The organism is Pontibacter burrus, assembly GCF_010686685.1.
In the GTDB taxonomy this organism is placed as follows: Bacteria; Bacteroidota; Bacteroidia; order Cytophagales; family Hymenobacteraceae; genus Pontibacter; species Pontibacter burrus.
This window is the reverse complement of the sequence record NZ_JAAGWD010000002.1, coordinates 366,473-391,074: the sequence shown is the minus strand read 5'-3', so window position 1 is coordinate 391,074 and position 24,602 is coordinate 366,473. Positions and strand designations below refer to the sequence as shown.

Sequence of the window (24,602 nt, the reverse complement as noted above, 5' to 3'; positions counted from 1 at the left end):
ATGCCAAAAGACTTACGCATCATATTTATGGGCACTCCCGATTTTGCGGTGCCTACGCTACAAATATTGGTTGAGCACAACTATAACGTGGTTGCCGTAATTACTGCACCGGATAAGCCAGCAGGCCGTGGTCAGAAAATACAGCAGTCGCCGGTAAAGGAGTATGCCGTTTCGCAAAACATACCGGTACTACAGCCAACCAACTTAAAGTCAGAAGCTTTTCTGGAAGAGCTGCGAAGCTACCAGGCCGACCTGCAGATTATAGTTGCGTTCAGAATGCTGCCGGAAGTGGTATGGAGCATGCCACCGCTGGGTTCGTTTAACATTCATGGTTCGTTGCTGCCTCAGTATCGTGGCGCGGCGCCTATTAACTGGGCGATCATTAATGGCGAAAAAGAAACCGGTGTTACGTCCTTCTTCCTGAAACACGAGATTGATACCGGTGACCTGTTACTGCAAACCCGCGTGCCTGTACTGGAAGAAGATGACTTCGGTTCGATGTATGAAAAACTGAAGCACGAAGGCGCTAAGCTGGCTTTGCAAACGGTACAAGCAATTGAACATGACAATGTAAAGCCCATGCCACAACCGCAGTCCGGCGAGCTGAAGCATGCACCGAAGATCTTCAAAGAAACCTGCGAGATCAACTGGGACCAACCAGCAGTTCAGGTTCGCAATTTTGTGAGAGGTCTTTCCCCTTACCCAACTGCCTGGACACGCATAGGTGACAAGACATTCAAGATTTTTAAAATAGAAGTGCTGAATAATGCAGCTTATGAAGGCGCATCAGGTACCATATTTACAGATAACAAAACCTACCTCCACATAAAAACTGCCGACAGCACCGTAGCTATAGTTGATTTGCAGATGGAAGGTAAAAAACGCATGCCGCTGGCCGACCTGCTACGTGGCTATAGTTTTAGTCTATAGTTTGCGTGAGGGATGGAGCGGTTGTTTGAGTTCCTATAGTTTGGTACAAACTACAGAGCAAGCCGCGAGAGCCCAACGGCCCAGCCGGCACGCCCAAATTGGCTAAACACAAACAGCATACCATCACATTAGTCTAAAACAAATTATTCCACCAGTACTTTAAAACTATGATCGCTATAGTTGTAGCCGTTGCCGAAAATAACGTGATCGGGAAAGATAATCAGTTGATCTGGCACTTGCCTGCCGACATGCGCTTTTTCAAGAACCTGACCATGGGCCACCCCATCGTGATGGGCCGCAAAACATATGAGTCTATTGGCAAACCATTGCCGGGGCGCACAACAGTTATCATTACGCGCCAGCACGATTTTGAAGCTCCCGGCTGTATTGTTGTGAATTCTATTGATGAGGCTATTACCCAGGCCCAAACTATAGATCAGGATGTGTACATCATTGGCGGCGCTGAAATTTACAAGCAGGCTTTAAACAAAGTGGATACGATTTACCTCACTCAGGTACACCATGCCTTTGAAGGCGATACTTTTTTCCCGGAGATAGTGGAAAGCCAATGGGAAGTTACCTCAGAAGAAAAACACGAACCAGACGAGAAAAACAAGTATAGCTATAGTTTCGTAACACTGAAACGGAAACTATAAAACAGAAAAGGAGCAGCTTGATAGTTGCTCCTTTTCTGTTTTATAGTTAGTCTGTCCCGGTTAGCGCAGGATGTAGATCTTGCCGTAGCCGTTCTTGAAGGCCTTATCGCCGAATTTCTGTTTGTGGAACATCCGTTCCTCGCTCTGGCTTACCACCACACGGTACAGGTACACACCGTTGGCCAGTTTATCGCCATACATATCGGTTCCATCCCAGGCATATTCGGTTTTGTTGTTGCCAATACGCAGCGGGCCAAGTTCCTCTTTCATAATTTCCTTCACCACCTTACCTGTTACCGTCAAAATCTGGATCTTGATATGGTCTGGAATGGTGGCACCGGTTAAGGTAAATATAAACTGCGTTTTGCTGGAGAACGGGTTCGGGAATGGATAGAAGTTGGTAATAGACGAGCGATTCTCTACCTCAAAATTGATGCGGTAAGGCGAAATACCGGATTGTTTGCCGGAAACATCCCTTCCTCTAACTTCCATCGTATACTTGCCATCCTCCAAGCGTTTTGGCTTAAATTCAACTCTGAAGTCACTCTTTTCAGTAGCCGGGAAAATCTCTACATACTCCATGTCTTCCGACGTTTTATCCAGAGAAAGCTCCCGCTCTGTTCCCATTCCATCAACAAGCACTACGGTCATACCAGATGCATCCTCCAGGTACGCAAACTTGTTTTCATCCTTCAACGTCACGCTGATCAGTGGGCTCGGGGAGATTAGTTCCCCGTCCATAATATGCACCCCATCAAAGGCCACATCCATAATCGGATGCAGCTTGGTCTGCACTTTAAACGGCACTACATAGATGTTATTAAAGTAATGCTGTTCTGGTTGCAGACGTGGGTTCACATACATGGTAATTTTATAGTTACCATCCAGCGCCAGCGTGTTCAGTTCAAAATTGAAAGTTGCATTGGCATTACCTGCCAGCGGAGCAAGTTTCAGGCGTTTCTCGATAGGCTGTATTCCATCTCCGGTTACGGTTACATCCACTGCCAGCGAGTCGCGGAAAGCATATGGGGTAATATTCTGGAATATCATAGGCATTGTAATTCTGCCTTTATTAGCCTGCTCTGTCAATATAGCCTCGCTTACCTGTACCAGATCAGGACGTATGATCCCTTCCGGGGCCACATCATAAAATACCAGCCATTGGTCAAGTTGCGGTGCAGTTCGATCTATTGCATCAGAAAGGGATGCCTTTAATTGCAGGTACGGGTAGGCTTTCGCATCTATGTTAGATAGGTCGAATGATTTAGAAGTGATTTCATCTGTTAACACAGTCTCATTTCCTTCAGCATCTACACCAACTATAGTCACCGCAAATTGGTCGTCTCCGGCTTTGTACTTCTCAATATTATAGTGCAACGAACCCCAGCTTAGCGCAGGCCCGATCAGTGAAGACGTGATTTCGCCGGCTTCCTGGTTAGAGAATATCCGTGTTGTTAACACCACATCCTGCTGGTTTGCCGGTATATCATCTCCAACAGCAGTAACTTCAACTGCTGAACCTTTTGCAGCACCCTTCTGCCCCACTATCGCAAACGGATCGCCGGTTTTAAGCTTATCGATAAGCTCAGAACCTATCTTGCCAAGTGCTGCTTTTTGTGCGGCAGTAAAATCATTGAAATGAACATTATTGATACTGATGGCGGCTACATAATAATTATCAGGAATAGCATTTATAAAAGTCTCAAGCTTTACACGGTTAGCAGCAGTACGCAAGTCCCCAAACTCATACATAAATGGCTCTGCTGTACAGGCATAGGCCGGCACAATGTTTTCAACTAATTTCAGCGTCTTGTTGTTGATCACCACCATAATCAGGCGTGGAGTCGCGCTACTAGCCGGACTACTACAGCCCATATGAATAGTCGGTCTGCCGTCTATTATCAGGTTATAATCTGGTGTTACAAATCGTTTGCTTCCGCCGGTGGTCCTGATCTCTACATCGCTCTTAATTGGAGTAAATTCCCACAGTGGTTTTTTGTCTTTCAGAGCTACCGCGTTAAGTTCTGTTTCCTTAAACTGTCCGGCATGGCTTTGCGACCAACCTGCCTTTGCCCCATTAATCACCCTGAAAGAGCTGCCTGCATAAAGTGTATCTTCTCCTTCGCTATAGTTCTGAAAACGAACGCGCCAGTAATACACAGTGCTGTCCGGCAAGTCGCCTAAAACCGCCAGGTTAAGATCCCAGGTAGGCAGCAGGCCTGCCGGTTGCGTAAAAGCCTTTTTTACTTTACTGTTGAAATGATGCGTGGTATCTACTTCCAGGTAAAAACCTTGTCGGTCATCTTCAACCTGTGTGGTTTGCACCATCACTTTCACATTCTTACTGTTAACTATACTGTACTTAGAAGGAGTAAGTGCAACCAGGCCACCTGCCGGAAAGAAGTGCTGAAAACGGACTGTATTGTTGGATTCGTCCAGTTCGTCCACTTCAAAATTTCCGTCTAGGGTAACTTCAAACCTGTTCATGCCCTGTGCCACAATCCCACGGTTATCTACAGGTATAACCAGCGTATCGCTGTACATGATCGGAGCTACCTTTATCGTTAATGGCTCCAACTCTGTGTTATCAGCTAAAGTACGTTTTACCGAAACCGTTACAGAGTCTGTGATCGCCTTGCCCCAGTTGCGTACGTCCACTAAAATATTGAAAGACTCGGAAGAAGCAGTAAGCATTTCCCCTTCTGTAGCACTCACCACATCGGCTCCGTTCTCAAGCGCTGCATAATCAGGTTTGGCAGGTGAGTAAAGTATGAGCGCTGGATCAGCTTGCAATACCATCTCCAACACCATTGCTTTCACAATTTCAGAATAGAAAGCACTGCCGTTATTAAGCAAAGTCTTGTTTACTTGTCTCTGTATTTCGCCTATAGGCTTTCCATAGAAATTCTCATCTCTGAAAGCGGTATGATAGAAGGCATAAGAAAACTCATTTAACCTGGTTTCTTCGCCGGAATCTATATGAGAAATAAATCCGATTGATCCTTTATCTGGCGTTGTGGTCCAGTCTTCCCCGAAAGATCGCTGGGTTGTAAAAGCATCCCCAGCTCCACAACCATTCATTAATATAAAAGGATACTTTCCTTTGTTCTTATACCCCATCACCGGGCTCGAAGCAAACCCAATATCCAGGTCGGTTGTGCTGGTAGAACTATGGCCAAAGAAAGTTATAAGCGAAACACCTTCATTTACTTCATTCACTACATTTACAGGCTCCGTTACTTGACTTACATTCCGGCGGTATTTTTCAATTACATGCGCCCCCAATAATGGTCCCTCGGCAATGCGTTTATAGTTACTCATGTAGTTCGACATCCTACTGATCTGACCAGGTGAACTTCCGCCACTTAGCTGTAGAATATTCTTTCTCCAGGGCAGGCCATCTGGTAGGCTTTCGTGTTCTTTTACTTTGTTCAGGTAATTGATCACATCCTCCGGCTTTGTTGCAGAGAGCCTGCCGGTAGGTACATCAGACAGAACAGAGTTATTATGGAAGTCGATGGTGAAAAATAAGTCGGACCCCGGTGTAATACCCGTAGGCACCAGGTCCATTTCATATACTTTCGGGTGCCTTGCCCCGATATGATAATAACTGAACCTGTTACTATAGATTACCCTGTAATCATCTGCCGCATATTTAAGCCCCTTCCCGATTATAAACAGTTGTTTCTGGCGTGGTGAAGTTGCCATGAACTTCATGAACCGCCTGATAGAGTTAGAAGAGAATTCTCCATAATGGAACTGGTCGATTACCTGATCCAGGTGTACGACAAGGGTATCATAACCACCACCAGCCTGGGAGGCCCGGTAAGCCGCGTACTGCACAGGAGCATTCAACTCAGAGCTAAGCGCTTTTTTCATCAGGCGCTTGTTAGTTAGAATAATATAATTGTGGGCCTCCGGCGTTATTTTTCTAAAACGGATGCTCTTTTCGAGAGCTGCCGGTCTGTAAATTCTGGTAGCGTTGGCGACAACTATCTTTTTAGTAAGGCCATTATTCTCTACTACAATTCCTCTTCGGCCATTTGTATTTGTAATTACTTCAACACGCACCACATTTAAGGGGTCTGTCGCATCGTATGCAATTAAGCTGGTCGTTGCATTCGGAAACTCATAGTAAAAGTTGCCAGTCTTTAAGGAGTCGGTATAAAAAATATGCTGGTTATTGTTAAAGTTAAACCGCTGAGGATAAGTCACCTGCCCATATGACATAACGATCGCATTACCTCGGGTGTCTGTAGCATCCGGAGCTATCTGCAGAGTTATACTACCATCGCTGTTGATTTCATTGAAATTAATTGGCTTTATATCGCGGGCACTGGCGTAAAAGTCATATTCGTACCGGCCAAGGTTCCTGATGGCGCCACCAGGCACTACAATATTTACAGCTAACTTGTGATATTCTTTATAGGCACCTACTGTTTTAAAATCTACAAAGGGTGTGGGCCCGGTAGTATAAACGTTAGTGATACCTGTAATTTTATGGTTGGCTACAGCTATAGTTCTTGCCGAAGTATACCCTTCTCCTTCGTCTATCCATGGCATTCTGGCAATTGTGCTGTACTGCTTTTCCTGGTAATACCAGGTCGTAAAAAGCTGCAGTGCCTTCTGCATAAAATAGGGCTCTGGAGTTAGTCCGGTTGCCACAGTATTTTTCTGTTGTACACGTTTACCTCTGCTCGGCGCAACTGTCAGAAAATAAGATGCGGTATCAGTATAAAGGCTAAAGGACTGATGATGCTGATGTGTCGGGTCTTTGTATAGTTCTCTATCCAGCGCGCCATCATTGCGCTCGCCATAAAACTCCAGGTAATCCTGCGAATCCAGTTTACCGTCCTGCTCTCCTGCAACATAAATGGCAACTTCCTTCCCTCTCCGGAACAACTGAAGGTTTTGGGGATTTACATCTGCTAATCCAAGCTGACTAAGATAAGCGTAGTCCAGTTGGTGAATGCCGGTTTGGGTTACTTTGATTTTATGATAGGTCTGCTCATAGTTGATCCATTCGTTGCCATAGTTGGTTTGCGCCTGCGCAGCAGCCCCTAGCAACAGAAAGAAAAGTAAAAAAGTAAACCTGAGCGCCTTGAAAGGTGGTATAGTTACAAACATCTTATCTGAAGGAATAACCCAATGAAATTATAACGGAAGATGTATTGGCATTCGTGATTGAATTCTTCTCGTGGTCACCCATGCGCGAGAGGGCCAGGTCCAGGTTGAAGCCGTTGGAAGTAAAGCCAACCCCAAAATTAGGTTGTACCTGTGAAGCTTTGCTACCATCGAATCGGGTAGTTTGCTGGTAATTGCTTAATCCGGCACGTACAAAAACAGAATTTGCATAAGTCAGTTCTAACCCAAGATGTGGGTCAACAGACATTACATCAGATTTGAGCAGCACATTTCGCTTGCCGTCAAATGTCAGATCCACATCAGCAGAGACAAGGGCAGTAAATTTATCGTTGATCTGAAAGTTGCGGGCAGCACCGAGTATTATACGTGGCAACGTAAGTTCGGCAGTGTTCTCCGGAAGGTCGTTGCCGGTTTGCTCATATGCCTCTTCCAGTTCCTCTACATTATGAGTCCAGGCGGTAAAAGTAGTGGTAATATCTTTTGCCATAAGGCCAAACTGCCAGTTACCACGCTGTAGTTGTGCTCCTGCATCAATACCAAAGCCCCATGCGTTTGCAAAATCACCCACGTTACGGTAAATAATTTTGGCACTTGCACCTAACATCAGGCCTTCTATCAGGTTACTGCGGCGGGCATAGGATAAGAAAACAGCATAGTCAGCTACAGAGAAGAATTTTATACTGTCGTACTGGATATGTCCGAACTCATTCTGGAGGCGGCGAGTATCAGCAATATCATCTACACCAAGCCGGATCACAGAAACTGCAAGCGCACTATTTGTATCAATTGGCATGGCAAAACTTCCAAAATCGGTTTTGGCAATCCCTGCAAACAACTCCGAGTGCATCAGGGCGATGTTATACTTGTCGGGCAAACGAAGCAGGCCGGCCGGGTTCCAGTAGCCGGAAGTGGCATCGCTGGTAATAGCCACCTGCACATTGCCCATACCTATGGCACGTGCTCCCACTCCCACATTCAGAAACTCATTGCTATACTTTGGTGCAGATACCTGAGCTGCCACTGGCAGGCAGAACGCAAGCAGCGCCATGGCCAACAGGCACTTGAGTATAAATCTATGCATAAATAAAAAAAAGAATTTACAGCTAAATACCGGGAACTGCACAGCTAATCTGGCATTTTTCTCACTTAAACACAGCCTTTATTTAATAAGTTGTATTTCCGGTAAATATATTTTTAAGTCAAAAATACAACATTATAGTATAAATCGCCCCATCTATTAAACCCGCATTTAAAAGTTACGTAATAAATTCTAAACAGTACCTTGCTTTACATAGTACCTTATATTATATTTGCATCAACATCATAACCCCATCATCATGAAAGTAGAAAACACACAAGTGCAGATGCGGAAGGGAATTCTGGAATTCTGCATACTGGAGATTATCTCTCGTGGTGAAGTATATGCGTCTGACATGCTGGAAGAGTTAACAGCAGCTAAAATGATCGTTGTGGAAGGCACCCTTTACCCGTTGCTAACCCGCCTCAAGAACGCTGCACTTCTCGACTATAGCTGGGTTGAGTCCACATCAGGGCCACCGCGCAAATACTACACCTTAACCGACTCTGGCCGCGAATTTCTGGAGCAGCTGCGCGAAACCTGGCGGGAACTGGTAGAATCTACCGAATTCATCATTCAAAACAAGAAAGCCAAACAGTCATGAAAAAGAATATAAGCATCAACCTACAGGGCATCATCTTTTATATAGAAGAAGATGGCTATGAGCAGCTGAGCAGGTATTTAGCTTCTGTTCGTTCGTATTTCTCAAACTATGAAGGCCACGAGGAAATCGTAGCTGACATAGAACTGCGAATTGCGGAAATTTTTTCGACAAAGCTTTCTCCTGTTAAGCAGGTAATTACACAGGAAGATGTGCAGTACCTGATCAGCAGAATGGGAAATGTTACCGAATTTGAAGTAGAAGAGCCGGTTGAAGAAGCTCCAAACTATAGCAGAACCAGCGGTAACACAGGTAGCGGACCAGCATCGGAGGCCTATACAGCCCCAGGCGCTAAAAAGCTTTTCCGTGATATAAACCGCAAAGTAATAAGTGGTGTTTGCGCCGGCCTGGCCAACTATAGCAATGTAGATGTAGTCTGGATTCGCCTGTTCTTCATCATGTTCTTTGTGCTGGGCATTTTATCGGCAGGTATATCTGCGCTGGCTGCAATTATTCTCTATGTCGTGCTTTGGGTAGCAATGCCGGAGAGCACAGATCTGCCTGAAACAAAAGTCAGAAAGCTTTACCGTGACCCGGAAGACAAAAAGCTGGGTGGTGTAGCAAGCGGCCTCGCCAAATATTTTGGTGTAGATGTGGCCGTAGTACGCATCCTATTCATTATCTCGCTTTTTCTGGGTGGTTTTGGTCTGATACTCTACATCGTGCTCTGGATAGCGGTACCCGAAGCGGTAACGCTAACCGAGCGCATGCAGATGCAGGGCAACCCCGTTACACTGGCGGGTATTGAGCAAACCTTAAAAGACAGCTTGAACATGAAGGACCAGGATGGCAATGAAAGTACACTCGCCAGAATTATCCTGCTTCCTATCAGACTTATTTCTCAGATCTTTAACTGGCTGGGCAGAGCTTTAGGTCCTATACTTGCTTTCCTGATTGTGCTTATCCGTGTGGCTGCTGGCATTGTGCTTTTAATTGTATCTATAAGCATGATTGTAGCTTTATTCGGCGCATTCTTCTATAGCATTGGTTGGGCACAAAATCCGGATTTTGTTGAGATGGGGCCATTTACTCCTTCTGTATGGTTGGCAGGCTTCCCTACTTTCGGTTTAGTTGCCGGCCTTATTGCCATTCTTATTCCGCTGATTTTCCTGGTAATGCTGGCCTTTGGTTTACTTACCAAGCGTTTCTTTATGCGTGCTACTGTTGGCTGGTCAATGTTTGGGGTGTGGGTAGCCGCCATTATAGTTCTGGTAGCATCTTCTGTTGCATTTGCCGGTAACTTCAGAAGATCCGGTGAGATAACGATAAGCAAAACAGTACCTGCAGCCGGCATTACCATGCTGGATGCATATGATGCTGACTTTGAATATGGTAACCTGTACATTGATGTGCGCGAGCATAACGGACCAGATATCGAGATCATCCAGCATATTGAAGCGAAAGGACGCACCGAGGAAGAGGCCAAAGAGAATGCCCGCATGGTATCATACCGTGTAGTACAACAGGATTCTGTGCTGCGCTTCGATGACAGTTTTGACTTTAAAGAAGGGGCTGCTTTCCGCTCACAGGACCTGAACATTGTTCTGAGATTACCTAAAGACAAGCCTTTCAGGTTAACGCGCGAGTTTGCTTATTTACTGCCTAACGCTACATTTGACAGGGACTATAGCTATGAAAAGATAGAACGTAACACCTGGCGTGCCAAAGGAGACATGCTGGAGTGCATAACCTGTGCAACAGATACCCTGGATACAGAAGAAGTAGGCGCAGAATTTAACAATAACAATGAATTTACTGCTGATTCGGAAGGCAGCGAAAGAGAAAGCGTACTGAACAGCTTACGTTCTTATGGCAGCAACAGCAAATCGTTCCAGGTATCAGACTTCGACCGCATCAGCATTGGTGGCCCATTCCATGTGCAGATAAAACAAGGAAACCGCCATAGTGTAAATGTGCATGGTCAAGAGCGCGAAATCGAACGCATGGAAGTTGAAAGTAACGGCGGCGAGCTAACTATAAGATCGAAACGCAAAACGATAAACCTGTTTGATGACAGAGAGCCTGTGTTGATTGTAGTTACAGTGCCAAACCTAAGAGAACTTGATCTGAGCGGAGCCATTAAAGCTGATGTTATAGGCATTAATACCAACCAACTGGATATTGAACTGAGCGGCGCAACTGAAGCAGCCATTCAGGCAAGAGCCAAAACCATTCGTGCTGATATTGCAGGCGCATCCAGCACGCACTTTAGCGGCACTACAGACAGGTTTGAAATAGAAGCTGCAGGTGCCTGCAGTATAAACGCAGACAGACTTCGTGCTTCAAATGTAATTATAGATGCCAGCGGCATGACTGTAGCATCTGTTTATGCGAACAATTCACTTCGTGCCGATGCCTCGGGAGCCAGCACCATAACATATGCAGGAAGCCCGAAAAGCACACAGGTTAATGCAAACGGTGCCAGCAAGGTAAAACGTAAATAGCCTGAACTATAGCTAATCACCCTAAAAATCAAAGCGGGCTAATCTGTAGAAGATTAGCCCGCTCCTGCCAAAAGTTAGCACAAAATAAAACTATATATTTTAAGTATTGCGTTGCGCGTTTAATGTGCAACACCCTTTGTTTAGTTGTTTGATGAATCTGCAGGCCCTCTTATTTACATAAGGGGGTTTAAGCAGATTTTCTTTTCAGACAAGCATGTTCTTAACTATAGCCAGCCCTTTTTCTTCTCCGAGTTGCAATAGGTAACTATAAGCTTCGTCGAATTCGTTTTTCACTTTGCCTTCCAGAACTGCATCGGTTAACATATCTTTCAACTCCCCTACTGTTTTAGAAGGTTTCAGGTCAAAGGTTTCCATAATGATCTCGCCAGTAATAACAGGCTGAAAATTGCGCAACTTATCACTCTCTTCTACCTCAACCAGGCGCTTTTCAACTTTATCAAAGTTCTGCAGATAGCGCTTTACTTTGCTGTCATTTTTAGAGGTAATATCAGCACGGCATAGTTTCATCAGGGCATCTATGTCGTCGCCGGTTTCAAACAACAACCTTCTGATAGCCGAATCAGTAACGGTATCTTTTACCAGAGCAATCGGGCGCAGGTGTAGCTTTACCAGTTTCTGCACAAACTTCATATGCTCGTTCAGCGGCAGTTTCAGGTCTTTAAATAGCTTGGGTACCATGCGTGCGCCACGGTCTTCGTGCCCATGAAAGGTCCAGCCGGCTTTTGTGTGGTAACGTTTGGTGTCCGGTTTGGCAATGTCGTGCAGGATAGCAGCCCAGCGCAACCACAAATCATCTGATACTTCGGCTACATTATCCAGCACCTGCAGTGTGTGGTAAAAATTATCTTTATGCGAGTTGCCGTTTTTAGTCTCTACGCCCTGTAACTCCACCATTTTCGGGAAGATCAGGTGCAGTAAACCGGACGTAAACAGCAGCTTAAAACCATAGCTAGGCACTTTGGCCAATATGATCTTGTTCAGCTCGTCTGTGATACGCTCCTGCGATACTATTTTAATGCGTTCTTTATTATCAACTATAGCATCAAATGTATCAGGGTCTATATCGAACCCTAATTGGGTTGCAAAACGAATGGCGCGCATCATGCGCAGCGGATCGTCAGAAAAGGTAATGCCGGGCTCCAGGGGCGTGCGGATAATCTTACGTTTCATGTCCTTCAGGCCATCAAACTCATCGATCAGTTCGCCATAGTTTTCCTTGTTCAGGCTTATTCCCAGTGCGTTAATCGTAAAGTCTCGACGTTTCAGGTCATCATCCAGTGTGCCCTGTTCTACTTCCGGTTTGCGCGAGTGCTCGCGGTAAGACTCTTTGCGGGCACCTACAAACTCCACTTCCCAATCGCCGGAACGGAGCATGGCTGTACCAAAATTCTTGAATACAGAAACCTTCGGCTTATGCGGCAACTTTTCAGAAACCAACTCTGCCAGCGCTATTCCGTCACCAATGCAAACCACGTCTATGTCTTTAGATGGCCTTTTGAGCACCAGGTCGCGCACAAAACCGCCAATTACGTATGCATCTACCCCAAGCTCTGCCGCTGCAGAAGCTACCACATCAAAAACAGGATTATCCGGAAGTTTTATAGTTTCCATTAAAAAGTAAAGCCTCAGATGTTGTGTCACACCTGAGGCACAAAATTAAAACTTTATATCGAAAGCATTTTAGTATGACAAAAGACATTTAGACAAAAGACAGCTTTAATTAACTTTTGACAAAAGACAGATTGACAAAGGACAAAAGAGAATTAACCTGTTCTCAAACTATAGTTTAATACTTCTATCAATTCAATATCAAACTATAAGCTTTCTTTTGGCACCAATATCTTATACCAAAAAGTCCTTTGTCATAAAGTCCTTTGTCAAATTGTCTATAGCTACTCTCTTATCGTTTCTGTTTTGCCGTCAGCGTTTATCTTAATAATGCGGGAAGGTTTGGCAGGTTCAGCCTCATCCTGTCGCCAGCGCACTACATGGTCTACCCGCTTCTTTAACTCTTCATCAATCTCAGCAAATGTGGCCGGTGATTTACCGCCGCTCAGGTTAGCAGATGTAGACACAAGCGGATGGTCGATCTGCCGGATCAGGCGATGGCAGAATTCATCTTTAACGATACGAATGGCTATGCTACCGTCTTCTGCAATAAGGGTTTCGGGCAGATTTTTTGCTTTTGGAAAGATATATGTAGTTGGTTGCGAATGCTCTTTCAGGAGTTTTGCAAAAGATTTCGGTACATCTTCCACGTAATCCAACAGCATTTTTTCATCGGCCACCAGTATAATCAAGGCTTTGGACGTATCACGGTCTTTGATCTTAAAAATCTTTTTTACCGCCTTTGCATCAGTCGCATCGCAGCCAATACCCCACACTGTATCGGTCGGGTACAGAATCACATTACCCATCAGCAGTTCTTCTTCCGCCGCCTGCACTTCTCTTACCAGGTCTTTCATAGTTTTATAGTTGTTAAATTGTTAAATGGCTTAATTGCTGTATTGCTATTGCTTAACTATAGTTGAGTTAACAATTTAACAATCCAGCAATCCAACAATTTACTTTATCTCCTGCGTTAGTTCTACCAGCACGCCGTGGGCACTTTTGGGGTGCACAAAGCAAACCAGTTTATTATCAGCACCATTTTTAGGTTGTTCGTTCAGCAATGTAAATCCTTCCTGCTTCAGGCGCTCCATTTCCGCTATAATGTCTTCTACTTCAAATGCAATATGATGGATGCCTTCGCCACGCTTTTCTATAAACTTGGCTATTGCAGAATCCGGATTTGTAGCTTCCAGTAACTCAATCTTGGTATCGCCCACCTTAAAGAAAGATGTATTAACTCCCTCCGAATCCACGTACTCTGTCTTATACGGTTCTGCGCCCAGCAATTTGTAATACAGGCCGTTTGCTTCACTAAAATTTTTTACAGCTATCCCAATATGTTCTACCTTTTTCATTTTGAATTTGTAATTAGTCTAAGTAAGTAAAATTTCGTATTTTTGCACTGAATCAAAACTAATCATTTCTGTAAACTGTTAAGTACTCAGAGATAAAAAGAGATATAAAAGTGCTATGCTAACATTTCCGATATATTTAGATAACAACGCAACAACGCCACTGGACCCACGTGTGCTGGATGCCATGATGCCTTACCTGACAAACAAGTTTGGTAATGCGGCTTCTCGTAACCACGCTTTTGGCTGGCATGCAGAAGAGGCTGTTGATTATGCCCGCGAGCAGATCGCTTCGCTTATTAACTGCTCTTCAAAAGAGATCATCTTTACTTCCGGCGCTACAGAGTCTGATAACCTGGCTATCAAAGGTGTATTCGAAATGTATGCTTCTAAGGGAGACCACATTATTACAGCTACCACCGAGCACAAAGCTGTACTGGATGCCTGCAAGCACATCGAAAAAATTGGTGGTAAGGTTACATACCTGCCAGTAAATGATAAAGGCTTAATCGACCTGAAGCAACTGGAAGAAGCCATTACAGATAAGACAATTCTTATCTCGATCATGTATGCCAACAACGAAGTTGGTGTAATACAGCCTATTAAAGAGATTTCAGCTATCGCTAAAAAGCGTGGCATCCTGTTCTTTACCGACGCTACACAGGCAGTAGGTAAAATTCCGGTAGACGTGGAAGCAGATGGTATTGACCTGATGGCATTCTCTGGCCACAAAATGTATGGCCCGAAGGGTGTTGGTGCGCTATATGTGCGTCGTAAAAACCCGCGTGTTAAAGTTACTGCCCAGATGGATGGTGGCGGACACGAGCGTGGCATGCGTTCCGGTACACTTAACGTACCTGGTATAGTTGGTCTGGGTAAAGCTGCTGAGCTTGCTAAGCAGGAAATGGAAGCTGATACAGCCCGTATTTCCGCCATGCGCGACCGTTTAGAAAAGGAGCTTTTAACTATAGAAGAGTCTTATGTAAACGGTTCTGTAGAGCACCGCTTACCACACGTATCAAATATTTCGTTTAAGTATGTAGAAGGTGAAGGCCTGATGATGGGTGTGAAAGATATTGCAGTTTCTTCTGGATCTGCCTGTACTTCCGCTTCTTTGGAGCCATCTTACGTGCTGAAAGCATTGGGCCTGAGCGATGACCTGGCACACTCTTCGCTGCGTTTCGGTCTGAGCCGTTTTACTACCGATGAGGAAGTAGATTTTGCCATTGACCACGTGAAAGAGGCAGTTGCCAAACTTCGCTCTATGTCTCCGCTTTGGGAGATGTTCAAAGAGGGCATCGACCTGAACTCAATTGAGTGGGCAGAACACTAAGATAATTATGAATTAGAAATTATGAATTATAAATGGCTTGCGAAAACAAACACTATAGTTCATAGTTTCTGATTCAATTCATAATTAATAATTCATAATTCGTAATTAACATTAGCTATGGCTTATTCAGATAAAGTAATCGACCATTATAACAACCCACGAAACGTTGGTACGCTTGATAAAGCGAAGAATAACGTGGGTACTGGCCTTGTAGGTGCGCCTGAGTGCGGCGACGTAATGCGCCTTCAGATTGAAGTTGATGATAACCAAGTAATCACTGATGCGAAGTTCAAGACTTTCGGTTGTGGTTCTGCTATCGCTTCTTCATCACTGGCAACTGAGTGGCTAAAAGGTAAGACTGTAGACGAAGCACTGGCTATCGACAACATGGACATTGTGGAAGAACTAGCATTGCCTCCGGTTAAAATTCACTGCTCTGTTCTGGCTGAAGATGCTATTAAATCTGCCATCAACGACTACAGAGTAAAGAACGGTTTACCGGCTCTTGAGCTGCCTAAGTCTCACCACTAAGACACAGACTCGATGGAGTCAAGAACAGATGTGCATGTAGAAAGTGCACGCATTCAGAAGCAGATTGAGAGCCACTTAGGTATAGGCGGCAGCAGTCTGCTTTTTGAATACCGGCAGATTGATAACAAAACGCGCCTAGACCTGATTACGGTAAACCCGCGCCACAACCAGTCGTTCCTGTTTCATACAGAAACCAGTTACGACAAAGTGGATGCACTCCGCAAAATGCTGGACTATGTGCAGAATTACCGCGATAAGGAAAGCTCTTATACCGTGCAATGGATGGCCCGTGGTGACAAGGAACTTAACACCTCCTACTTCCGGGCACGTAATATGTATGAGGCGCTTGATAAATTATACTTTGGCCGCGACATGAACACTATCACTGTTTTTAGTGTTGTAATGAACCCGGTATCTTAAAGAACTATAGTTATGATAACAGTATCAGACAAAGCAAAAGAGAAAGTTATTAAGCTGAAGCAGGATGCGCAGCTGGATGATACCTTCCGTTTGCGTGCATCTGTTGCAGGCGGTGGCTGTTCCGGCCTCTCCTATCAGCTCGACTTCGATGATGAAGTAAAGCCGATGGACCAAGAATTTGAGGATAAAGGCGTTAAGGTGGTAGTAGACATGAAAAGCTTCTTATATCTGGCCGGCACAGAACTCGATTTCTCTGACGGACTGAATGGTAAAGGTTTCTTCTTTAACAACCCGAATGCCAGCCGTACATGTGGTTGCGGAGACAGCTTCTCGGTGTAACAATATTGCAGCTTATACAGAGCAAAAAAAGGCAGCTATAGTTAGCTGCCTTTTTTGTTTTATACAAGTCAGTTACTATCTTTTTACAAAACGTAGTACCTGCCTTTCGCCGTCGCCATTCAGCAATAACAAACTATAGTTACCTGCCACAAGCTGGCTTACATTTAAGCGGTGTTTTCTAGCCTGGAAAGGGAGCTCTTCCTGATGCACACGTTTACCCATCCGATCATATATTGTTAACAACAATGCTGTTTCAGGAAGGTCTAAGTATAAGGCATCAGAAGTTATAGTTGGGTAAAGTAATGCTTTGGAAAGTGCTTTAACATGCACAGCTACTGCTTTAGAGTAAGTAGAAGAACCATCGTAATCTACTTGTTTCAGGCGGTAATGCTGTGTTCCGGAGACAGGCTGTTCATCAGTGAAGCTATAGTTTGTGCGCATACTTGTATTGCCATTGCCTGGCACCGTGGCTATACCTATAAAATTTTTACCAGACTGGCTGCGCTCAACTATAAAGTGGCTATTATCTTTTTCTGAAGCTGTAGCCCAGTGTAACTGCACCTGTTGTTCGCTGTTGCGGGCAGTAAACTCAACTAGTTCCACTGGCATTGGGATAGGGTCTGTTGGCGCATTTGTTCTCCAGGTCATGCTAAAGTCATCTATAGCCAAGCCATGGTCGTTTTCAAATTCATCCAGGTCCTTCCAACGCAACATCACATAATGGCCGTTAGGCACATTCACTTCTATAGTTGCTGATAGTTGTTTTCGGTTGGCTGGGTTATTTCCATCCAATGCACTGCCCGCAGCATAATACACCGGACCATAAAAATCGAGTTCTTTTACGTTTTTCCAGCCTGTATCCGTTTTGGGAGATAGATTAAAGGATGAAGCACTCGTACCCGTTGCATACCAGAACGAAAGCATATGCTGAGGGCTTGCTGGTCGGGAACTCCTCCACTGTTCTCCTGTGTAAGTTATACTTAGCGATGTTATAGTATGCCCTGTATTATTCTGTACAAGTAAACCCCATGCAAACTCCCCAACGGTTTTTGTGGCTGATGCAATGGAACCTAAAGCTCTGTCTGTGCTTCCGGCTGAGCCAAAACTATACAAGCCCCCTGCATTATGAGAGCCTGTACCGGCTGTAATGGTCGTGGTTTCGGGTGCCGTCCGGAAAAGGTACCAACCAGGAAAATACTGTGTACCATGCGCCCACGTTCCATGTTCGGAGGCAGGTAAGCCATTAAAGTTTTGGGAATAGCTTGATAAATAAGGGTGCAGGCTAACCTGAGCGAAAACCTCTGTTGAAGCAAAAAGCAGTGCAAAAATGCATCCACACAAAATTCTAACAAATCGGGTAGAGGGTTTTACCATAATGTACTGTTACTTAAACTTTCAATGAAAACGATAGCGGCTTTTTACGCCGTTAAAATTTTCCAGCTTAACTTTCAGTATCTCACTATAGTTCAATTCGCACCTGAAATTTATTCAATGTTTAAACAATGTAATACACAAAGCAGATATCCCAGCGTCTTGTCAATCACTGTCTACCACCACGTTACTATAGTTTATAGATTATACCCAAATTGACATGACTAGACCTGTCTTCGGTTACACACAACACTGTAATTTTTTATTCGGTTTGATAAAGGTTTTTCTTTAATTAAGTAGCACTTTGACAAGGTACATGGGCAGCTATAAACCTATTCTCTTATAAAATCACCAAGCTTGGCATCTGATAAAAATTATTTAGCACAAAAGCCGCGCAGCTCGCTCTTATTAGCAAATTTTCTTATAAATTACCCCTAATTCTTCATTTTTAATTCCTGAATCTACAGCTTACCTTAGCAGCTTAAACCTGTATTATCATGACTCAATTCGGAAATAACGCAGACATCCGCACTGACTGGACACTGGACGAAATTAAAGCCATATACTATAAGCCAATACTTGAACTGATTGTAGAAGCAGCCAATGTGCACAAGCAACACCAGGCAACCGGTGAAGTGCAGGTTTGTACCCTGCTTTCGGTAAAAACAGGTGGCTGCCCCGAAGACTGTTCTTATTGCCCGCAGGCTGCCCGCTTCCATACGGGAGTAGATGTACACAAACTGCTAAGCCAGGATCAGGTTCTGGCTGCTGCGCAACGTGCCAAAGATGGCGGTTCTACCCGTTTCTGCATGGGTGCTGCCTGGCGCGAAGTACGCGACAACCGCGACTTTGATAAGGTGCTGGACATGGTAAAAGGCGTAAACGAAATGGGCCTTGAAGTTTGCTGTACATTAGGTATGGTAAACGAGTACCAGGCTGAAAAGCTGAAAGAAGCAGGCTTGTATGCTTACAACCACAACCTGGATACATCAGAAGAGAACTATAGCAACATTATTACAACCCGCACTTACGACGACCGTCTCGATACTATAGAGAATGTGCGCAAGGCTGGTATCTCTGTTTGCTCGGGCGGTATTATTGGTTTAGGCGAAACCGATGAAGACCGCATTGGCATGTTGCATACTTTATCTACACTTGTGCAGCACCCTGAATCGGTGCCTGTAAATGCGCTTGTGCCGGTAAAAGGTACACCACTGGAAAACCAACCGTTGGTAACAGTCTGGGAAATGGTACGCATGATCGCTACTGCCCGTATCCTGATGCCGAAAACGATGGTTCGTCTCTCTGCTGGCCGTGAGCGCATGAGCGTAACCGATCAGGCACTTTGCTTCCTAGCTGGTGCGAACTCTATTTTCACTGGTGAGAAACTGTTAACTACTCCTAACCCTGATTTTGACCAAGACAAAGCCATGTTCGAGCTGCTTGGCTTAACCCCACGCAAATCATTTAAAGAAGAAGTTCAGCACGTGTGCTAAGTTTTTGACGAAAGACTGCTTGACAAAAGACAATGGACTTTTGAGTTAACATATTGCTTACTTTTAAATCCTTTGTCTTTTGTCAACTAGTCCTTTGTCAAAAAAACTGCAGCTAAAGCTGGCGGAACGGGCAGCGCAGGGCACCTTGCGCGAACTGAAAACCACCACCGGCCTCGCTGACTTTTGCTCTAATGATTACCTGGGTCTTGCCAGATCTGAGAGGCTGCAGGAACTGATACAGCAGGAACAAGCCAACTATAGTTACCTGCCACTGGGCGCGACAGGCTCCCGGCTTTTATCCGGTAATCATCCGCTTTTCGAAGAGCTGGAAACTATAGTTGCGGCTTACCATAAAGGTGAATCGGCATTGCTATATAACTCCGGTTATATGGCAAATGTGGGTCTCCTATCAGCCCTGCCCCAACGCGGCGACACCGTTTTTTACGACGAGGCCAGTCATGCATCTATGAAAGACGGTCTGCGGCTGAGCTTTGCCAAAAGCTATAGTTTCAGGCATAACGATGTGCAGGATCTACGCCACAAACTACAGCGGGCTGATGGTCAGGTTTACGTGGTGGTGGAGTCGGTCTACTCGATGGATGGTGACCAAGCGCCGCTTACAGAACTGGCTATAGTTTGCCAGGAACATAACGCCGCCCTTATAGTTGACGAAGCACATGCTGTAGGCTTGTACGGGGAAAAAGGCGAAGGACTTACCGTTGCCTTGGGGTTAGAGGATAAGGTTTTTGCGCAGGTAATAACGTATGGAAAAGCATTCGGTAACCACGGTGCAGCTATAGTTGGGCCAAAGGTGCTACGGGACTACCTGGTAAACTATAGCCGGGCATTTATTTATACCACAGGTCTGCCAACACATACATTGCTTGCACTAAAATGTGCCTATAGTTTGCTTCCGCAGTTGCAAGCCGAGAGGCAACTGGTAAATAAACTGGCAAGGCAACTATACGGACAATTAAACAACATAAAAGGCATCCGTTGCACACCTGCAGATAGTGTTATACTTTCTGTGATGCTGCAGGATGCTACGCAGTTAAAGCCAATGGCTTTATTGCTGCAACAACAGGGCTTTGATATACGGCCTGTGCTATCGCCAACGGTGCCCAAAGGCAGCGAGCGGCTGCGTATAATAGTACATGCATTTAATACAGAAGAAGAAATTGTGGGCCTCGCGCAGGCCATTGCTAACTTTATATGAAACGCTATTTTGTAACAGGCATCGGTACGGAAGTGGGAAAAACCGTTGCTGCCGCCATTTTAACCGAAGCACTGCAGGCTGATTACTGGAAACCAGTACAGGCTGGCGGACTCGACTTTACAGACACAGACACGGTAAAAAGCCTGGTTTCCAACCCTGTTTCTGTTTTCCACCCCGAAGCTTACCGTCTTAAAATGGCCGCATCGCCACACATGGCTGCAGCTGCCGAGGGTATTGAGATAGACGTTCGCAATATCAGCCTGCCAGAAACAAGCAATAACCTGATTGTGGAAGGTGCAGGCGGACTGATGGTGCCACTCAACAAACGCTACCTGATCCTGGACCTGGTACAGCAGCTTGGCCTGGAAGTAGTGTTGGTATCCAGAAACTACCTTGGAAGTATCAACCACACGTTGCTAACCGCTGAAGTGCTGCGTTACCGAAAAGTACCGGTAGCAGGCATTATTTTTAACGGCGAAGAAAACAGCTCTACCGAAGATTTTATAGTGAAATACACTGGGCTTCGTAGGTTGCCATCTATCCGCCAGGAAGCCGATTTCTGCCCGGAAACTATAGCCGAATACGCAGCACAGTTTAAGAATTACCTTTAAATATTACGATATCGAAACAACTCTACTATAGCATTGTTTACTCAGCATAACAGGCGGCACAGGTAACGTACGCAGCCAATGAATAACCAGCAATTACAAAAAGCGCTTTCTCAAACTTTAACAAAGGCTGATGTGCAGCAACTTGCATCCTTAGCTTATAAAGGCAATATAAGCATTTCGGAGTTGCTGGAGCTTTGTTTTGAAACAGCTAATACCTCGGTTGCATTCAGGGCGGCCTGGGTGCTGGAAAATGTAGAGACTGAACATCCTGAGGTATTCCTGCCTCACCTTCCGGCATTTATCCGTTCCCTGCCCCAACAGCAAAACGCCAGCTGTCGCCGCCATTTCACAAATATTTTGCTGCGCTATACCAATCCTAAAGCCAGCACACCACGCCGTGAAGCATGGGCAACTATAGCCGACCGCGAACAGGTTGTTGAAACAGTTTTTGAATGGCTGATACTACCTGAAACACCCATTGCGGTGCGGGTAAATTGCCTGGAAATACTACTTTTCCTTTCAACAGAATTTGAGTGGATAAAGGAAGAGCTCAGAGAGCAGACCGAGTTTTATTTAAAGGATGGATCGCCGGCTATGCAGAGCCGTGGCCGCAAAATTCTGAAACGATTAAAATACAACTATAGTAACTAATCCGGATTATGAGCACGACAGGCAATTCACAAAACTTAGCTACCCGCGACAATCAGGTTATCTGGCACCCTTACACGCAAATGAAAACTGCTGCTTTGCCTGTGCCTATAGTTCGCGGTGAAGGTGCGTTGCTTTATGACGAGAGGGGGAAGGAATATATTGATGCTGTGGCCTCGTGGTGGGTAAACCTGCACGGTCACTCCCACCCACATATTGCAAAAAAGGTATCGGAGCAGCTGCAAACTTTAGAACACGTAATTTTTGCCGGATTTACGCACCAGCCTGCCGTAGAACTTGCTGAAGGCCTACTTCGCATTCTGCCGGAAGGCCAAAGTCGTGTGTTTTATTCTGACAATGGCTCTACTGCCGTAGAAGTCGCCCTGAAAATGGCCATACAATACTGGGCAAATCAAGGCACGCCTAAACGAAAGATCATCGCTTTCCGAGACTCTTACCACGGCGATACATTTGGCGCCATGTCGGTGAGCAGCCGCAGTGCTTTTACAGCCCCGTTCTGGTCTTACCTTTTTGAGGTGGCATTTATAGATGTGCCTATTCCCGGAAATGAGAACGAAACAATAGTCCAGCTTGAAGCCCATGCAGCTTCCGGAGATATAGCTGCCTTTATTTACGAGCCACTGGTATTGGGTACAGCAGGCATGGTGATGTATGAACCAGCAGTACTGGACAACTTGCTAACGATCTGCCAGCAGCATGACATCCTAACTATAGCCGACGAAGTAATGACCGGTTTTGGGCGTACAGGAAAATTGTTTGCCAGCCATTACCTGCAGCAAAAACCTGATATGGTGTGCTTATCAAAAGGACTTACGGGCGGCACGATGGCGCTAGGTGTAACCACCTGCAGCAACCGCATTTACGAGGCTTTTCTGGCAAACGATAAAAGCAAAACCTTATTCCATGGCCATAGCTATACAGCTAACCCTGTGGCCTGCGCAGCCGGTATTGCCAGCCTCGAGCTAACTACAAGCCCGGAAACAGAACAGCGCATTGCTCACATAGCAGCGCGACACCAGGCTTTTGCAACAGAACTGGCACCATTGCCGGGCATTAAAGAAGTCCGTCAGCGCGGAACGATTATAGCCATAGAGTTTGCCGATGAAAGTACCTCCTACTTTAGCAACCTGCGCGATACCTTCTATAACTATGCCCTGGAACAAGGTGTGATCCTCCGACCGTTGGGCAACATTATTTACATCATTCCACCCTACTGCATTACAGACGAACAGTTAGCTAAAGTTTATCAGACTATAAAAGGCATGCAGCAGCTGGTTAGTAACAACTGAACTATAGTTGATTTTTCAGACAACATCTAAAATCCTCTAATTCTCATTAACCTGCGGTTCAGGCACATTACCTTTGCATCGGTTTGCAAACAGACAAACAACATATCGTACTTAAAGGCATTGGCGCTATCTCGGCGTTGGGGCACGACGCTGAAACTATAGCTGCAGCTTATGCATCAGGTGTTCCAGCTTTTAAAAAGATACTACACCAGGGCCAACCTACACCGGTTGCAGCTCTCTCAGAAGCTTCGGAACAACAGCTTCAACAGTTAATTAAGCAGAACCCAAACTATAAGCACCTCGACCGTTCTGTACTGATGGCGGTAAATGCTGCACGACAGGCAGCAGCAGAAGCAGGATGGCTGCAAAGTAACTATACAGACCATGACCTGGGCGTAAATATTGGTTCTTCACGCGGTGCAACAGGTTTACTGGAGCAGCATTTCCAGGATCTTCAGGATGGACGGTTGGCTTCTTCATCTTCACCGACTACAACATTAGGCAACTTATCAAGCTGGGTGGCACATGCTGTAAATGCGGGCGGCACTCAGATCAGTCATTCTATAACCTGCAGTACGGCGCTTATGGCGGTTGCCAATGCGACTGCGTGGCTAAAGGCGGGCATGGCAAAACGCTTTTTAGCCGGCGGCACCGAAGCCCCCCTCACCGACTTTACCATCGCCCAGATGAAAGCGGTTGGTATTTATTCCAAGCTATATAATCAGCCATATCCTTGTCAGCCGTATGCCGCTGTTAAGCAGAATACGTTTGTATTAGGCGAAGGAGCTGCGGTACTGGCCTTAGAGCTACAGTCAGAAGAGAAGCTGGAAGCAGGAACTATAGTTGTAGAGGCTATCGGTCTCGGGTTTGAGCCTATTAAAAGTAAGACCGGGATTTCTGCTGAAGGGCTGAATTTTCAGCAAAGTATGCGCCATGCATTGCAACAGTTGCCGAAAAATGACCAACAGGTTGATGTAATCATAACGCATACCCCAGGTACCTTTGCCGGCGATACAGCTGAATTAAATGCCATCAAAAGCGTGTTTGGCTGTAGCCTTCCTAATATTACTACAAACAAACATTTACTGGGGCACACGTTAGGCGCGTCTGGTGCTTTAAGTCTGCAGCTTGCAATTTATTTATTAAAAACATTAAAAAAGTACAAATCAAATTCTTTCCCCTACTCTAATATTCTGCCTGCCGGAACAAAATTTACTGCTTGTAAACGTGTCTTGGTTAATGCTGCCGGATTTGGAGGAAATGCTTCCAGCATCATACTCACGATCAGGTAGTTGATCACGAATATACCACACTTAAATTCCCTTCTTTTTTAACCCCAAAAGGGCCTTACCGACATAATACAAGAAAAATAGGTTTTTTTATATAAAGCCTGGGCACTATATTCGCAATTCAAAATAATTATCTTATT

General features: G+C 45.2%; 21 protein-coding genes. 14 read left to right on the top strand and 7 right to left on the bottom strand.

Annotation, left to right across the window (positions count from 1 at the left end; genetic code table 11):
• Together fmt and GXP69_RS06380 are read left to right on the top strand one after the other, a co-directional pair.
• Positions 1-930, top strand: a complete 930-nt coding sequence (gene fmt, locus GXP69_RS06385; protein ID WP_163913560.1) for a methionyl-tRNA formyltransferase — start codon at positions 1-3, stop codon at positions 928-930.
• A 167-nt stretch (positions 931-1,097) separates the two neighbouring features.
• On the top strand, positions 1,098-1,586 hold the full coding sequence (locus GXP69_RS06380) for a dihydrofolate reductase (RefSeq protein WP_163913558.1): 489 nt from the start codon (positions 1,098-1,100) through the stop codon (positions 1,584-1,586).
• Between the two features lie 60 nt (positions 1,587-1,646).
• On the opposite strand, the gene porU2 is transcribed toward GXP69_RS06380, so the two are convergent.
• Both porU2 and GXP69_RS06370 read right to left on the bottom strand, forming a co-directional pair.
• Positions 1,647-6,713, bottom strand: a complete 5,067-nt coding sequence (gene porU2, locus GXP69_RS06375) for a putative type IX secretion system sortase PorU2 (RefSeq protein ID WP_163913556.1) — start codon at positions 6,711-6,713, stop codon at positions 1,647-1,649.
• 1 nt (position 6,714) lies between these two features.
• Positions 6,715-7,812 carry a putative type IX sorting system protein PorV2 gene (locus tag GXP69_RS06370; protein WP_235925578.1) on the bottom strand — a complete coding sequence of 366 codons (1,098 nt, stop codon included), beginning with the start codon at positions 7,810-7,812 and terminating at the stop codon, positions 6,715-6,717.
• Positions 7,813-8,068: 256 nt separating this feature from the next.
• Between GXP69_RS06370 and GXP69_RS06365 the strand changes: the two genes are divergently transcribed.
• Together GXP69_RS06365 and GXP69_RS06360 are read left to right on the top strand one after the other, a co-directional pair.
• Complete coding sequence (locus tag GXP69_RS06365) at positions 8,069-8,413, top strand: PadR family transcriptional regulator (protein ID WP_163913554.1); 345 nt, start codon at positions 8,069-8,071, stop codon at positions 8,411-8,413.
• Complete coding sequence (locus GXP69_RS06360) at positions 8,410-10,914, top strand: GIN domain-containing protein (protein WP_163913552.1); 2,505 nt, start codon at positions 8,410-8,412, stop codon at positions 10,912-10,914. Before GXP69_RS06365 ends, GXP69_RS06360 begins: the two co-directional genes overlap by 4 nt.
• Positions 10,915-11,118: 204 nt before the next feature.
• Here the strand turns inward: GXP69_RS06360 and GXP69_RS06355 are convergent, their stop codons facing one another.
• The 3 genes from GXP69_RS06355 to mce all read right to left on the bottom strand — a co-directional run bounded on the left by GXP69_RS06355 (position 11,119) and on the right by mce (position 13,901).
• Entirely contained in the window at positions 11,119-12,546 is a 1,428-nt protein-coding gene (locus GXP69_RS06355) for a CCA tRNA nucleotidyltransferase (protein ID WP_163913961.1), read from the bottom strand.
• Between the two features lie 281 nt (positions 12,547-12,827).
• Positions 12,828-13,400 (bottom strand): L-threonylcarbamoyladenylate synthase, encoded by a 573-nt coding sequence (locus tag GXP69_RS06350; RefSeq protein ID WP_163913550.1) that lies wholly within the window; start codon positions 13,398-13,400, stop codon positions 12,828-12,830.
• Positions 13,401-13,499: 99 nt separating this feature from the next.
• Positions 13,500-13,901, bottom strand: coding sequence for a methylmalonyl-CoA epimerase (mce, locus tag GXP69_RS06345; RefSeq protein ID WP_163913548.1), 402 nt, complete (start codon positions 13,899-13,901; stop codon positions 13,500-13,502).
• A gap of 115 nt (positions 13,902-14,016) precedes the next feature.
• On the opposite strand from mce, the gene GXP69_RS06340 reads away from it, so the two are divergent.
• The 4 genes from GXP69_RS06340 to GXP69_RS06325 all read left to right on the top strand — a co-directional run bounded on the left by GXP69_RS06340 (position 14,017) and on the right by GXP69_RS06325 (position 16,521).
• Positions 14,017-15,231: an IscS subfamily cysteine desulfurase gene (locus GXP69_RS06340; protein WP_163913546.1), complete on the top strand. Its 1,215-nt coding sequence runs from the start codon at positions 14,017-14,019 to the stop codon at positions 15,229-15,231.
• Between the two features lie 117 nt (positions 15,232-15,348).
• Entirely contained in the window at positions 15,349-15,762 is a 414-nt protein-coding gene (iscU, locus tag GXP69_RS06335) for a Fe-S cluster assembly scaffold IscU (RefSeq protein ID WP_163913544.1), read from the top strand.
• 12 nt (positions 15,763-15,774) lie between these two features.
• On the top strand, positions 15,775-16,182 hold the full coding sequence (locus GXP69_RS06330) for a hypothetical protein (RefSeq protein WP_163913542.1): 408 nt from the start codon (positions 15,775-15,777) through the stop codon (positions 16,180-16,182).
• Positions 16,183-16,194: 12 nt separating this feature from the next.
• A complete protein-coding gene (locus tag GXP69_RS06325; protein WP_163913540.1) occupies positions 16,195-16,521 on the top strand; it encodes a HesB/IscA family protein in 327 nt (108 codons plus the stop codon).
• A gap of 75 nt (positions 16,522-16,596) precedes the next feature.
• Here GXP69_RS06325 and GXP69_RS06320 read toward each other — a convergent pair whose 3' ends face one another.
• Both GXP69_RS06320 and GXP69_RS06315 read right to left on the bottom strand, forming a co-directional pair.
• Positions 16,597-17,445: a T9SS type A sorting domain-containing protein gene (locus tag GXP69_RS06320; protein ID WP_163913539.1), complete on the bottom strand. Its 849-nt coding sequence runs from the start codon at positions 17,443-17,445 to the stop codon at positions 16,597-16,599.
• Between the two features lie 146 nt (positions 17,446-17,591).
• A complete protein-coding gene (locus GXP69_RS06315; RefSeq protein ID WP_163913537.1) occupies positions 17,592-17,765 on the bottom strand; it encodes a hypothetical protein in 174 nt (57 codons plus the stop codon).
• Positions 17,766-18,389: 624 nt separating this feature from the next.
• On the opposite strand from GXP69_RS06315, the gene bioB reads away from it, so the two are divergent.
• From bioB to GXP69_RS06285, 6 genes are all read left to right on the top strand, one after another.
• Positions 18,390-19,388: a biotin synthase BioB gene (gene bioB, locus GXP69_RS06310; protein WP_163913535.1), complete on the top strand. Its 999-nt coding sequence runs from the start codon at positions 18,390-18,392 to the stop codon at positions 19,386-19,388.
• A 94-nt stretch (positions 19,389-19,482) separates the two neighbouring features.
• Positions 19,483-20,604 (top strand): aminotransferase class I/II-fold pyridoxal phosphate-dependent enzyme, encoded by a 1,122-nt coding sequence (locus tag GXP69_RS06305; RefSeq protein ID WP_163913533.1) that lies wholly within the window; start codon positions 19,483-19,485, stop codon positions 20,602-20,604.
• Entirely contained in the window at positions 20,601-21,215 is a 615-nt protein-coding gene (gene bioD / locus GXP69_RS06300; protein WP_163913531.1) for a dethiobiotin synthase, read from the top strand. Before GXP69_RS06305 ends, bioD begins: the two co-directional genes overlap by 4 nt.
• Before the next feature lie 78 nt (positions 21,216-21,293).
• A complete protein-coding gene (locus tag GXP69_RS06295; RefSeq protein ID WP_163913529.1) occupies positions 21,294-21,866 on the top strand; it encodes a hypothetical protein in 573 nt (190 codons plus the stop codon).
• 8 nt (positions 21,867-21,874) lie between these two features.
• Positions 21,875-23,173 carry an adenosylmethionine--8-amino-7-oxononanoate transaminase gene (gene bioA / locus GXP69_RS06290; protein WP_163913527.1) on the top strand — a complete coding sequence of 433 codons (1,299 nt, stop codon included), beginning with the start codon at positions 21,875-21,877 and terminating at the stop codon, positions 23,171-23,173.
• 83 nt (positions 23,174-23,256) lie between these two features.
• Positions 23,257-24,465: a beta-ketoacyl synthase N-terminal-like domain-containing protein gene (locus tag GXP69_RS06285; RefSeq protein ID WP_163913525.1), complete on the top strand. Its 1,209-nt coding sequence runs from the start codon at positions 23,257-23,259 to the stop codon at positions 24,463-24,465.
• The last annotated feature ends 137 nt before the right edge of the window (positions 24,466-24,602 follow it).